We start from the raw sequence: 12,188 nt of genomic DNA on the forward strand, positions 1-12,188 counted from the left end.
AATATGCTATTTAGTGATATTTAAATACCTATAAGTCTTAACATTATTTTATGCTTAGGTTATGCCTTCTGTATGAAAAAGTGAGTTATGCTACGCTGCGACAAGGCTAAGCTTGCAGATTTAATTGTCTAAATAAATACTTTTAATACTAAAATGAGGTTGTGATAGGTTGCATAAAGTAAATAATTAAAGGCAGAGATAAGAAAGAGGAAACTGTGCCTAGCATAACTAACCCAGAACTTTCAGCTTGATACGTATTGAATTCAAAAGCTAAGATAGATTGCATCACGGCAGTGGGGAGAGAAGCAAGAATGACACCCATCGTTAAGAGGTTAGGCTCTATATTGAATAGATAAAATAAATAAAAAGCGACTAAAGGGTGCAAAATTAATTTAATAAAGACTGGAACAATAAGAGCAAATAAATTTCTAACTTTAAATATAACAAGCATCTGCCCAATACCTATTAATGCACAAGGTATACCTGCTTCACCAATTAACTGAGTAGTCTTTAAAACAAAATTAGGAGGATGCAAATTAGTATAAGAAATTAAAATTCCTGCTGCAGCGCCATATAATAAAGGATTTCTAACAATTCTTAGTAGCGTCTGCAAAAAAGCTCTTTGCGTGCCAAATTTGTTTCTTTCTAAAATAATAATTGCCAAAGAAAAGGGTATTAATGTTAATAGAGTAGATAAAGCAGCAGTAATTACCCCCACTTGTCGAAACAAAATAAATAAAATAGGAATCCCAATGAAACCACTGTTTGGGAATACGGAGCCTAAACTGGCTAAAGCAGCCAAGTTTACATTTTTTGTTTTATAAAAAACATAACTAAAAATAGGAATATATAAGCCTAACATAGATAAAATAAATGCAATAGAATAGTTCTCATAGCTACTAAAAGTAATAGATGTTGTGGCAAATGATGAAAATAAAAGTGCAGGAATCCCTAGATAATAAGCAAATTTATTAAGTACTTTATATCCTTCCGAACCTAATATTTTGCTTTTTTCTATAATTAAGCCACTTAAAATAATAAGAATAAAAGGCAGTAACTCCAAAATAACAGAATACATATTCTCCTTTTTAGACTCAGGTTAACTCTAGCTATACTAATAGTATTATTACTATAAATTTTCTTCTATGAATATTGCAGAGCATATTTGTAATTATTTAGCACTATATCAAGTTCGCTATATCTTTGGATACCCAGGCGCTGCAATTTTACCGCTTATGGACGCAATAAATAAACATCCTTCACTTGAATGGGTTTTGATGCGAAGTGAGTCCACTGCTGCATTAGCTGCTTCAGCACAGGGTAAATTAACTAAAAAATTAAGCGTATGTGCCTCTACTTGTGGGCCAGGCGTAACTAATTTGTTAACAGGGTTGCTTGATGCACAATTGGATCATTCACCTGTCCTAGTCCTTTCAGGTTTACCTATTACCAATAAGCATAGCTTAGGTCATTTTCAGAGCGTTGATCAGCTAAAATTAACAGATGCTTGCTGCGGTTTTAATGCGATTTGCGAGCACCCCGCTCAAGTTCCTCAATTATTACAAACTGCAGTGGGCTATATAATGCGTTATAACCGCCCTGCTCACTTAGCTATTACGCCAGACCTACAACTTACCAAATTAACTCGATCAGAATTGAAATCGGCACGTTTACATTACCAACATTTACATCGCAATATACAGCTTTACCGCCCACCCGAAATGGCTTTGGATGTCGTTGCAAACACAATAAATTCTTTTAAGAAAATAGTTATTGGCGTAGGCGCTCGGGCTTATGGTGCAGGTAAAGACATTGAAAGTTTTGCTGAGAAAATTTGTGCACCCATGATTAGTACATTTGCTGGTAAAGGAGTAATTCGCGAAGATCATCCTCTTTATCTTGGCATTCTAGGCTTATTTGGCGCGCCTGCAAATAGATTGGCTTTAGAGGGTATAAGAGAAGCGGAAGTGATTATTACCTTTGGCGTTGACGATCTTATTTATTTATTAACAGATAAAGATGTTGATCAAACTCGCGAATTAATACAGTGTGAACCTAATTTTTCCTTATTAGATTATCAATTTATTAATAAGAGAATGTTATTAGGCGATATCGCTGAGATTGCCTCAGGGCTAGCAACTAAAGTAAAGTCTCATTCAACAATTAGCGGTAAAAAAAGCCAGCATTCCTCACCACCATCTAAAGTAAAGAAAAAATCAACTTATGTTTCACAAGAATTATTTTTTAATAAGCTTAATAATTTTATTGATACTCAAAAAACAATCATAGCGCTAGATATTGGTGATTCTACTGTTTGGGCGACAAAATGCTTAAAACTAAATCAACGCCAGTCTGTTTTAGTAAGTAACCGATTAGGCGTTATGGGTTTTTGCTTACCTGCTTTAATTGCCGCAAAATTAACTAAACCTGATGCAAGAGTTGTAGGAATTATTGGAGATGGCGCATTACAAATGGTATTAGCTGATTTACTCACTGCTACCCAATGTAACTTAAACATTATAATCATTGTTTTCTGCAATAATGTATTACAACGGGTGGCGGCACAGCAAAAGGAAAAATATGGCGTAGATTTAGTTAATCCTGACTATTATTCTTTAGCCAAGAGTTGCCATATTACTGGTATAGATATTAATAATAATAATGAAATAGAGGAAAAACTAAATGAAGCTTTTTCTATTGCTAAAGGGCCAATATTAGTGGCTGTTTATACCGACCCCAATGTCTTTGCGCCGATGAGTCAATGGAATAATTAATTGGATTATAAGAACCTTGATTACGCTGCGCTTTATTAAGGCTACATTAGCTAGATTATTGTTAAAGAGACTTGATCGGCAACGTTTTCGTGGCTTGTTAAATTAAAAAAAGCTTCCCCCAATTCTTGTTTGATCCCTAATAAATCTTTATTAATCCGTGATTGATACGTTGAAAAAATCGCCATTAATTTTTCACACATTGTTTTACAATAATGATCTTGACTTAAGGAGGGTTTAAAGCCTAAAGAACTATAAGTAGATAATGTTTCAGCATGCAAAGTATCTAAAACACCAAAGTGAATACGTTTTACTCCTAAATCATTAATAAGATGAGAGCAACATGATTCATCTTCTGCGCGATATTTCAAATTCTTTATGCAAGGCGATAAAGTAATAATAAATACCGCATCACTTGATGGTTCACCATATTCGTCTTTAAATTGATAATAAGCATTACGTTCAGCATGACGCCAATAGTTGCCATTGCGGCTACTAGTAGCAAATACTTTTTTATCACCATCTAATAAACAACAAGCAACGATTCCGGTATCTGGATTATTTATCCATGTATTTTTTAGATAAAATATTGTTTCTTTAAGCATGGTATCTAGTACATCCAGTGATTGGTTATTAGAAGGCTTAAATTGTAACATCATATTCTCACTTAAATTGATAACTCTGCTTGAATTCAATACGCTTTTTTAATTTATCCTTGATCTCAGGCCATTCGCTTTTTAACATACTAAATAAAACAGTATCAGTCAGCTGGCCACTATGATTAATCATATGTTCGCGTAAATATCCTTCCTCTTTCGCACCTAAAGCCAAAATAGCTTGATAGGAACGTTGATTATTAGGGTCAGTGCTAATTTCAACTCTATTTATACCCCACTTATCAAAGGCTTGACTTAACATCATCATTTTTGCTTCAGGGTTAATTACCGTACCCCACACCGCCTTAATATGCCAGCTAAATCCTAAGGCTAAGCGTTGGTGAAATAAATTAATATCATAATAAGCTGTACAACCTAATACAGCATTATTATCTTTCCGGCGTACAACATAAGTTATTTGCTTGCCTTGTTCTTGGTTGGCAAGACAATCCTCAAACCATTTATGAAAATTAGAGCCAGCAGCAGAAATGGGCATAAACTGCCAGATTGACTTATCATTTGCTGCGTATTGTAAATCCTTTTTATGAAAGACAGAGATAGATTCTAAATAAATAACGCTGCCCGTTAATGTATCTTGAGTTAACATAAAATAAATCCCTAGAATTAACCTCTATTATTGCTTAGCAAATAATTCGTTTTTAAACTAAATAGAGTAAATTTTGTATCGATATCATAAACATCTAGCTTTTTATAATTTTTTAATTGTCGCGCTAAATAAACCGAAAATGGCATTCCTAAGCATTCTATAGCACCTTTAAAAAACCACATTGTTCCGATAAGAGCCAATAAATGCTGTTGAGATATTAAACCATAAAATGCAACATAACCAATGCAACACTATCCAGCCCGCTCGCAATAATAGTTGATAGCAAAAAACGTCCTCCCATATAACGCCCTTGAAACCTAATTTTTAATTTCGCAAGAATATAGATATTAGTAGGTTCAGCCAGCCAATAACTAATAAAGGAAACGAGTAAGATGCCGGCATCCGTATCTAAAGAAAAAAGATGAATTAAACGTATATCAAACCAATTGGCCAGTAAGGCAAAAACTATAAGACACTGTTAATAACCAAAGAATATCTGAATGAATAAGTAAGCTTGATGATTTAGCGGTTTGTTAAATTATCATGGATTACCGTCCATAATTAAACTTGCTTGTATATTAATTGACAATAATAATTTTTTGTACTGTATTTATTCTAGTTTGGACGAGAATTAAGACAATCTCTGGATAACAAGTAGCTTTGATGCAAAGCAGCGAAATCAAGGTTTGAATAATTAAGCTATTCATAAATAGTGACTATCTAAATATCACTATAATCATCTTGTTTAAAAAAACCTTTTTAATACAAGAATTTAAAAAGAGACACTTAATAATCAATAAAACCTTGATTACGCGGCGCTGTATCAAGGCTAAATTTACTACATATATTTCCTTGCTTATCCTAGGAAGTTTTAGTTATCAGTTACGTGGTTTAATACTTTTCTTTAAACACTTCAGGGTTCTAATTCTTAAATATTGCAAGAAATGTATATATTTTACTATAATTGTATAAATTGTAATGTATTTAGAAGTAATTTATGCCTGATGACATCAAAAAATTACCTGAGGCTGGGGCTCTAATCAAGTATATAAGAGACACAGAGATTAAAAGACAAGCAGAGGCTAAGAATTCAGCGCCAGCTGATTCTAGTATGTTTGATAAAGCTAGAGCTGAAGTATCAAATGAAATTCTAAAATACGTGAACGAATTAGAATCAAATTTATTTGCAGCTAAAATTAATCAGGATAAAAAGACCCAATCACAAATATTAAATTCACTTAGAATATTAAACTTTACTATTGATGCATATAATCTTCTTAATGGCTCTCTAGGTATTGTGGATTCAGCCCATAAACTATTTTTGGGAAATACCACCATGGTTGACCAGAAGCATTTAGTAAATCTAGGCAAAAACGTTATAAAAACCGCAGAAAATTTTAATAAGCTGCTTGATGCCTCATCAGCCAGTTTAGGCGAGAAAGTTTTGCTCACGATGAAATCTTTTGCCTTTGCTGTAATAAGCGGTATAGGTGGATTTTTGAAGGGCTTAGCTGAGGGCTTTAAAAAAGGGGATGGATTACTAAACACATTAAGTAGCATGGGCCAAAATTCGGTAGTACAAGGCTTGTCTGATTTTCATGAAAAATTAGGACATGAATTAGGAAAAGCGGCCGAAAAAGCTAATCAGGAAAAAGACGATCCCTCAAAAGATATTGAGCCTCAACCTATAAATTCTTCAAATTATCAATAATAATATAGTTAATAGGTTCTCTGATAAAGCAGGTTCTAATGTATTTCATTAAATAAATACTCAATGGATAATAGCTTTTATAAACGTTAATTTATATTGTAATCTTAAAAGACCACTTAAAATAAAATTTAATAAAACTGTGCTGCTCTAAGACTATATATACTCACTATATAGATTTCGCACTAATATATTTTATTGACAAAAAATAACCTATTGATTAATAATCGCACACCTTTTTAAATTTAAAATAATTCTAACCAAAATGTTTTGTTTACTTTGGTTCATTATCAATAGGAAATTTTGCATATGAAATATATTCAACTTCCAGAATTAAATCCTAAATTTTCTCACCTTAGTCATACTAAATGGATCATTTCAGAAACTTACTTAGATGAAAATAATATAGATTCTCAATTATGTCTTTTAGATTGCAATTCTGAGTTGAATGCAGAAAAAATTGTAGAGCAAACACTCTTTGGGAGAAGTTTGCCAGGAAATGAAAATAGTATCCGATCCTTAAAGGTATTAGGTAAGTATGTACTTGCCAAAAGAAGCTTGTTGGAAGATTTTTTTTCTGGAAGCGCAGTTTCTATTCATGATGAGGAAGCTGAATTATTATATTATATTACTCGCCATAACCACCTTATCAAATTAATAATTAATAAGGCATCTCATGAAATAGAGGATGATGAAGAAAACTATTTGGATACTTTCTGGGGTGCAAGAAAAGCAAAGTCAAACACAGAATACCCTATTACCGCAGGATATTTTTTTAATCATCTTTATTTAGAAGATTTCAGTCAAGTTCTGTGGTTAGAAAGTAAAGCTTACCATGGGAAAGAAATGGTGTCTGCATATGGAATCAAAGATACAGAAGAAGCAATTATTCTTAAAAAGATAGTTTTACAAAGTGCTGCTGAAAAAAATATTACTATTGCCGCTAATGAGCTAGGTATTAAGCAAAATATTCTTGTTGCGCCATTACAATTGCTAGCTAGTCTTTATGGCCAAATTCGAGAGGTTGGCTTGTGTAATAGTTATAGCAAGCATGGTTTTAAAGATGAAAGTGCAGAAATAAGAGCGCAATATATTAATTCTATTTACACAAAATGGGATCAACTTAAATCCAAATCAAGTGATCGAGATATGAATTCAACTAACACAGTAAATACTGTTTTAAAAAACTATCATCCAGTATTTTTTAATCCTGAATACACATCTAATCAAGCAAACGCAAGAACAACTGAACCTCCTTTAACTAACTTACAAAATTCATAGCGACGATACTGTCTTGAAAATACGCAATATTTTAAAGACAGTCTCTATTTGCTAAATTTTTACAAAAAATATTTATCTTTTAATTATATGTTAAAACTAAAGAGAGATTTAAATGCTTGCCCAGTCGAGCCTAATGTTTTAAGCAAAATATTTCCTTCTTCCATTTTTTGCACACAAAAATTTAATCTTCTTTTAAATTCCCCATCCTCATCCTTTAGCGCCTGTCTCACAGCTTGTACACCCAAATAAATTTCACAATCTTTAAGATTTGAGTGTGTCTCTAAGTATTCAACTAGCTCCTGTGCTTCCTCTATATAATTTTTTTTTGTAAATACATTGAATCGATAAGGAATGTACGCTTGGATAACATTCATAACATTAACTCTAGTTGATAAATGATTATCCCAGTTAAAAGTAAGTGATTGAAAAAATCCTTTTGAAAGCATAAACAGAACTCCTTTGCTAATTACACAATCTGTACTTTATTTAAAGTAATTGATCTGAAAGAGCATGTAAATAATTATTTAGAAATGTTTATGTAAGAAGCTGTTATTTTTAGTTTGATAGCAAGTTATTGTCTGGCAAATTGCATCTTCTAATAGATGCTTTTTTTTATTTTGTTATAATCTGGCCTTAATTTTACTTGGTAATAACGATTCCCAATGCTCAACCATCACACGATAAACGCAAAAAAAATTATAGTTATAGGTGATGGTCCTGCGGCTATGATAACTTGTATTAAACTTGCCCAATTAGGTGTAACTGATATAACTTTAATAGGCCCACGTATTGGTTATTACATTCGCTCGGGAGAATTTAACCATGAAGTATTTGAGAGCGTAAGTAAGATTATTTATCCTTTAACCATTAAAATCCCACCTAGTTACTATGGCTCTTCTGTCAATTACATTAGAAACTTAGAAAAGCAACTTTACCCACTTATAAAGCAGTTAAATATTAAATGCATTAAGAAAAAATTTGTAACATTTATTAATGACAAACAGATAAAGTTAGTGAATCCTCAAAATTTAAATGATATTGAATTAATCGAAGCAGATTTAGTATTTGATTGTACAGGCGCTAAGCGTGTGGTGATTAAAGAACTAAATAAGCAATCACAATCACCAATAGCACCTTTTCAAGTTACACCCGTATCTGATTTAAGTTATGACTTTGCTATGGCACGTTTTGACTATACTGCTAAAGATAATTCTCAAGTTAAGCAAGCAAAAAACAATTTAATTGCTAAAATGTTACTTTTAATAAAATTACGTCAACTTGGCTGGCCTTTTTATACCTTACCCTGTTTTTACCATTTTGATTGGGAATCAAGTAATCCTAAACAAAATTTATATTTTCGATACCATCCAAATGCCACATCAGAGGTTATAAAAGAAATGGCCTGCTTACTTGAAAATTATCATAGTTTATATTTCTATAATGAAAAAATTAATGCTAACACTTTTTTTCATACCCCTTCAAAGAATTATCCTGATAAAAAAATAATTTCTACTTTTAAGCTTGCTCCCCGCTTAACTACCCCAAGCTTTTATGAAGGCAGCCCATCTTTACCTATAGTCATTCCTTTGGGTGACTCATTATTGGATGTACCTTTTATATACGCACAAAGCCTGATTACCTTTACCCATGTTCTTAAGCAACTTAGCTTATCTTTTTTAATAGAGGATGGCGTGATTACTAAAGCTGACTTCAAACATTATGATCAACAAACACAAAATTGTTTAGCATCACCCATTAAAGAAATAAAAGAAGGTTTTTCAAGTTATGCAAAGAAAGAGGCTATAGGCTCTGTTTATGAAGAAACTTCAAGGATAAGGTCGTATAGCTGAATAAGAATAATATGAGAGGTTATTAGATAATTTGTTGGTTTTAGATATTACTCGGCTTAGCATTATAATCTGCTATTAATTTTAAATTAAAGAAAATTAACTCACTATTTATTTTAAATTCTTTTATTGTTTTGGTAATAGTGGCACTTTTATTACGCTAACGATTAAACGCTTGAGCTATAAATACTGGCTCAACTGTTTGGCTTGTACTCATACTTGTAACAATAGCTTTAGCGGGCTTAAAAAAAACCATAGTCTTTTTAGCTAAAGTTAAAATATAAGCTGCAATGCTAGGATCTTGAACAAGTTGAGTTGGATAAAGATGAGCTTTACTGTTATTGTAGCGCCACTGATTGAGCTTAGATTTATGAGCTTCGTCCAGATTTTCATATAATGAATCATTGGTATTTAGTAAAAAATTAACAATATCTGGAAAGTTATTATCTGCTGCTTTCATTTTTTGATTAAAATGATTTATAATACACATTTTTTGTTCGTTTTGATTTATTTTTAATCATATTGGGTAATAAATCAAATGGTTTTCAAGCTACTAAACGCTTATTAATCAACTAGAATAAGTATTAAATAAGTTAAAATTTATCAGTTGTTTAATATAGAATCATTTTGTTAATATTCTGTTAATATTTGCTTGCTAAAATGAAAAAAATTTGTTATTTGAGTAATTTAAAATGGAGTCAAAATCAGAGCCCCAAATTAATACGACTTCCGAACTTACTGGTACAACACGTACACGCAGTAGTAAGGCTAATTTTGCAGCTGAAGGTGTAGGATTCGCTAAGTTTGATCCCTTTGCTTATATCGTCTTAAGAAAAAATGGTACAGTTCTAGCCGCTAGTGAATTAAAGCATCCCAACAGTAATATTCCCCCTTTCCTACCCAACGCAACAGACACAAAAGGGTTAAATTTCGCTTATATAGTTTTTGAAGGTTTTCTCACCGATGGATGTGGAAATAAAATTGAACCTGTGCAAATTATAGTTATGCGTAGGATGTATAAGATGAATATAGGTAGCCAACATACTAACTTACATGTAGCAGCTATCGAAATGTATAATATCAGAAACATCTTAGAAGAATGTTTTAATATAATTCTAAAAGAAAAAGAATATTTATTTAGCGGTGAGGGCGCTTTTGATACAGGTGTAGTTACAGAAAGCGTAAGCATCTTAGAAGGTGAAGAACTAAGGGGTGTAAAGTTTAATACTCGCGGTAGAGGATCAGATAAATTTAGAAAAGAAGATGGGGAAAAACTAAAAGTTTTTATGCCTAAAGATTGCATCGATTTTCATGATGGGCATGATGATCATTTAAAGAAAAAGATAAGCACGCCGGAAAGTAGAAGGTTAAAGAAACAGGCTAAATTAGAAAAATCTTCTAAACTATCATCTAAAGAGGAAGATAACAGCGAGGATTCGTCATTAAGCATTACACCACAAAGTCGTAATGACACCGAGACTAAGGCCAGTTTGTCTACTAGTCCATCTGTAGAATCTCTTAATTTGAAATTAAATTCTCTAAGTTTAAACACTAATATAACTTCTTCTAGTAAGGGTGAATCCAATCTAGATACTACTAATTCTAACAATACAATTGAGGAAGTAAATCCTGAGAAATCTACAGTGGAAAGTAAAAGTAGTATAAGCAGTACTTCCAGTCTTGTGCTAAATAGTATATATCACCATAAAAATACTGAACTTACTAACCATAGTTCTGGAAAAAACCTTGATGGCCCTAAGGGCGATTTTTAAATTATTTGTTTATTTAAATTAAAATAAATAATTTTTATCTTTAGATTTCTTAACTTTAAAAAAGAACCTAAGTTAAGAAACATAAAACCATGTTTTTAGCTCTATGAGCCTCGAAGAGAGGCTTATTTTTCTAAATCGCCAAAAAGAATAATCGTTCTTATTAATCACAAGAAATAGATTTTATAAAATTAACACCCTCATCATTGACAGAACAAATTTTAGTTTTTTTTGGAAGTTGTTGAATCAATTTAATAGTAGTACCCGTATAGCTACAAGCCATCCAGAAATTATTTCCTTGCAATCGCCATATCATTTTATTTGTTTTCATATTCTCATTATCAGGCGCAAGACTCGCATTCTCACTAGGGTGACCAGCGTAAAAAGTTACATGGCCAAGTAAGTGATTAGTTTGATTGACATCTAAAAATACTTTCCAGCCCGCTTCTTGAGCTTTTAAGGGCTGGGTTGTTTTAATAACTTTTGGGCAATTTATTGGGTGAGCTAAACTTTTAAAAGATAACAGTATCCCGCTTATTAAAAAAATAATAAACCTGATTAATACCTTCACAAAAACATCTTCCTGTTTAGTGTGGTTATTTTTTAGGATTACTTGTAAGCTTCAAAGTTAATGTAATCTAAAAAATGAAAACAGTTAAACTCGATTGTAAATACATTTTAATATATCAAAAACTAATTTTACGAGTTTGCTCGTATATCTCAATTATTAACAATAACATACAAACAGACGCTACACTACTTCATTTAGTTCGGAAAAACCTACATTTATTCCTTTGTACCTTGCAACTCTTGTAACTCTTGTAACTCTTGTAACTCTTTATCCATTAATACTAATGCTTGTCTTTTAATATTGAAATATGATTCTTCACAAGAATCTCTAACTGTATCTTTGGAAATGCAAGTTGTATAAATAGTATAAGCTAATAACGCTTCCAAGACTTCTAAAATATCCCTCGCTTTATCTTCATTAGTATACTGCTCATCCTGACTTCCCACCTCTTCGATACATTTTGAAATATCATCAAACATTTGATCTTTGTAACTTTTATTCATCACTTTACCTCTATTAAAATAATCATCTTACCTTTTATGCTAGAATAGCCCCATAGCATGGACTGCCTGACTCTTCGCGAAACTTCCTTTGCTCTGCAAAAAATCCTTGACGATAACGACCAGGATTTCCTGTAGCAACGGGTATGCTAGTAAAATCTTTGGGATTGTCGTTAAATAAAGCCTCTTCTTCCTGTGCACGCCAAAAGGCATGGATAGGATTGAGCCCTTCAATATATCGACTAGTAGAGAGCTCCACGTCTTCTGATATTTCCCGTATATGATGCCCCAACCCTGAAGCTTTACGAGAGATTGAGCGGCCTAATAATGTTAAATTTTCTAAGGCATGTCTGCCAGCCCAAGTACTGGCGCGATAAATAGAACGACCAGCGGTTTGCAGGCTTTCTTTAAGGTGGTGACCCACAAAACCTAACGCGCGCGTAATCGGCGTGGTTATCGTTTCAAAGCACTCGCGTGC

At 32.4% G+C, this 12,188-nt stretch carries 14 protein-coding genes; 5 read left to right on the top strand and 9 right to left on the bottom strand.

What is annotated here, in order from left to right; translation table 11 throughout:
- Positions 1-148: 148 nt before the first annotated feature.
- Positions 149-1,078 (bottom strand): AEC family transporter, encoded by a 930-nt coding sequence (locus E1P04_RS15145; protein WP_131783733.1) that lies wholly within the window; start codon positions 1,076-1,078, stop codon positions 149-151.
- 67 nt (positions 1,079-1,145) lie between these two features.
- Here E1P04_RS15145 and E1P04_RS15150 point away from each other — a divergent pair, with 67 nt between their 5' ends.
- A complete protein-coding gene (locus E1P04_RS15150; protein ID WP_131783734.1) occupies positions 1,146-2,774 on the top strand; it encodes a thiamine pyrophosphate-binding protein in 1,629 nt (542 codons plus the stop codon).
- Positions 2,775-2,824: 50 nt separating this feature from the next.
- Here E1P04_RS15150 and E1P04_RS15155 read toward each other — a convergent pair whose 3' ends face one another.
- The 3 genes from E1P04_RS15155 to E1P04_RS18315 all read right to left on the bottom strand — a co-directional run bounded on the left by E1P04_RS15155 (position 2,825) and on the right by E1P04_RS18315 (position 4,503).
- On the bottom strand, positions 2,825-3,430 hold the full coding sequence (locus tag E1P04_RS15155; RefSeq protein WP_131783735.1) for a cytidine/deoxycytidylate deaminase family protein: 606 nt from the start codon (positions 3,428-3,430) through the stop codon (positions 2,825-2,827).
- Positions 3,431-3,434: 4 nt separating this feature from the next.
- Positions 3,435-4,034 (bottom strand): GNAT family N-acetyltransferase, encoded by a 600-nt coding sequence (locus E1P04_RS15160; protein WP_131783736.1) that lies wholly within the window; start codon positions 4,032-4,034, stop codon positions 3,435-3,437.
- A gap of 217 nt (positions 4,035-4,251) precedes the next feature.
- Positions 4,252-4,503: a VUT family protein gene (locus E1P04_RS18315; protein ID WP_345788925.1), complete on the bottom strand. Its 252-nt coding sequence runs from the start codon at positions 4,501-4,503 to the stop codon at positions 4,252-4,254.
- A 528-nt stretch (positions 4,504-5,031) separates the two neighbouring features.
- Between E1P04_RS18315 and E1P04_RS15170 the strand changes: the two genes are divergently transcribed.
- Positions 5,032-5,745 (top strand): hypothetical protein, encoded by a 714-nt coding sequence (locus E1P04_RS15170; RefSeq protein ID WP_165482810.1) that lies wholly within the window; start codon positions 5,032-5,034, stop codon positions 5,743-5,745.
- Between the two features lie 306 nt (positions 5,746-6,051).
- A complete protein-coding gene (locus tag E1P04_RS15175) occupies positions 6,052-7,023 on the top strand; it encodes a hypothetical protein (protein WP_131783738.1) in 972 nt (323 codons plus the stop codon).
- A gap of 83 nt (positions 7,024-7,106) precedes the next feature.
- Here the strand turns inward: E1P04_RS15175 and E1P04_RS15180 are convergent, their stop codons facing one another.
- The gene (locus E1P04_RS15180) at positions 7,107-7,469 is read right to left on the bottom strand and encodes a hypothetical protein (protein ID WP_131783739.1); all 363 of its coding nucleotides are present in this window, start codon (positions 7,467-7,469) and stop codon (positions 7,107-7,109) included.
- A gap of 216 nt (positions 7,470-7,685) precedes the next feature.
- On the opposite strand from E1P04_RS15180, the gene E1P04_RS15185 reads away from it, so the two are divergent.
- Positions 7,686-8,873, top strand: coding sequence for a hypothetical protein (locus E1P04_RS15185; protein WP_131783740.1), 1,188 nt, complete (start codon positions 7,686-7,688; stop codon positions 8,871-8,873).
- A gap of 157 nt (positions 8,874-9,030) precedes the next feature.
- On the opposite strand, the gene E1P04_RS15190 is transcribed toward E1P04_RS15185, so the two are convergent.
- Complete coding sequence (locus tag E1P04_RS15190; RefSeq protein WP_131783741.1) at positions 9,031-9,360, bottom strand: hypothetical protein; 330 nt, start codon at positions 9,358-9,360, stop codon at positions 9,031-9,033.
- Between the two features lie 202 nt (positions 9,361-9,562).
- On the opposite strand from E1P04_RS15190, the gene E1P04_RS15195 reads away from it, so the two are divergent.
- Positions 9,563-10,642: a hypothetical protein gene (locus E1P04_RS15195; RefSeq protein ID WP_131783742.1), complete on the top strand. Its 1,080-nt coding sequence runs from the start codon at positions 9,563-9,565 to the stop codon at positions 10,640-10,642.
- 160 nt (positions 10,643-10,802) lie between these two features.
- Here E1P04_RS15195 and E1P04_RS15200 read toward each other — a convergent pair whose 3' ends face one another.
- The 3 genes from E1P04_RS15200 to E1P04_RS17735 form a co-directional block, all read right to left on the bottom strand.
- Positions 10,803-11,210 (bottom strand): STY0301 family protein, encoded by a 408-nt coding sequence (locus E1P04_RS15200; protein WP_131783743.1) that lies wholly within the window; start codon positions 11,208-11,210, stop codon positions 10,803-10,805.
- Between the two features lie 215 nt (positions 11,211-11,425).
- Positions 11,426-11,713: a hypothetical protein gene (locus tag E1P04_RS15205; protein WP_131783744.1), complete on the bottom strand. Its 288-nt coding sequence runs from the start codon at positions 11,711-11,713 to the stop codon at positions 11,426-11,428.
- A gap of 34 nt (positions 11,714-11,747) precedes the next feature.
- Positions 11,748-12,188, bottom strand: a 441-nt coding sequence (locus E1P04_RS17735) for a hypothetical protein (RefSeq protein WP_165482811.1), incomplete at its 5' end; no start/stop codon positions are given.

Origin of the sequence: Legionella gresilensis (genome assembly GCF_900639865.1) — a bacterium.
In the GTDB taxonomy this organism is placed as follows: Bacteria; Pseudomonadota; Gammaproteobacteria; order Legionellales; family Legionellaceae; genus Legionella_C; species Legionella_C gresilensis.

What these genes read in the sequence shown, in the direction of transcription:
- E1P04_RS15185 (WP_131783740.1), top strand. Translation starts at nt 7,686, where the DNA reads ATGCTCAACCATCACACGATAAACGCAAAAAAAATTATAGTTATAGGT.
- E1P04_RS15155 (WP_131783735.1), bottom strand. Translation starts at nt 3,430, where the DNA reads ATGATGTTACAATTTAAGCCTTCTAATAACCAATCACTGGATGTACTA.
- E1P04_RS15205 (WP_131783744.1), bottom strand. Translation starts at nt 11,713, where the DNA reads ATGAATAAAAGTTACAAAGATCAAATGTTTGATGATATTTCAAAATGT.
- E1P04_RS15190 (WP_131783741.1), bottom strand. Translation starts at nt 9,360, where the DNA reads ATGTGTATTATAAATCATTTTAATCAAAAAATGAAAGCAGCAGATAAT.
- E1P04_RS15195 (WP_131783742.1), top strand. Translation starts at nt 9,563, where the DNA reads ATGGAGTCAAAATCAGAGCCCCAAATTAATACGACTTCCGAACTTACT.
- E1P04_RS15170 (WP_165482810.1), top strand. Translation starts at nt 5,032, where the DNA reads ATGCCTGATGACATCAAAAAATTACCTGAGGCTGGGGCTCTAATCAAG.
- E1P04_RS15150 (WP_131783734.1), top strand. Translation starts at nt 1,146, where the DNA reads ATGAATATTGCAGAGCATATTTGTAATTATTTAGCACTATATCAAGTT.
- E1P04_RS15145 (WP_131783733.1), bottom strand. Translation starts at nt 1,078, where the DNA reads ATGTATTCTGTTATTTTGGAGTTACTGCCTTTTATTCTTATTATTTTA.
- E1P04_RS15160 (WP_131783736.1), bottom strand. Translation starts at nt 4,034, where the DNA reads ATGTTAACTCAAGATACATTAACGGGCAGCGTTATTTATTTAGAATCT.
- E1P04_RS15175 (WP_131783738.1), top strand. Translation starts at nt 6,052, where the DNA reads ATGAAATATATTCAACTTCCAGAATTAAATCCTAAATTTTCTCACCTT.
- E1P04_RS15180 (WP_131783739.1), bottom strand. Translation starts at nt 7,469, where the DNA reads ATGCTTTCAAAAGGATTTTTTCAATCACTTACTTTTAACTGGGATAAT.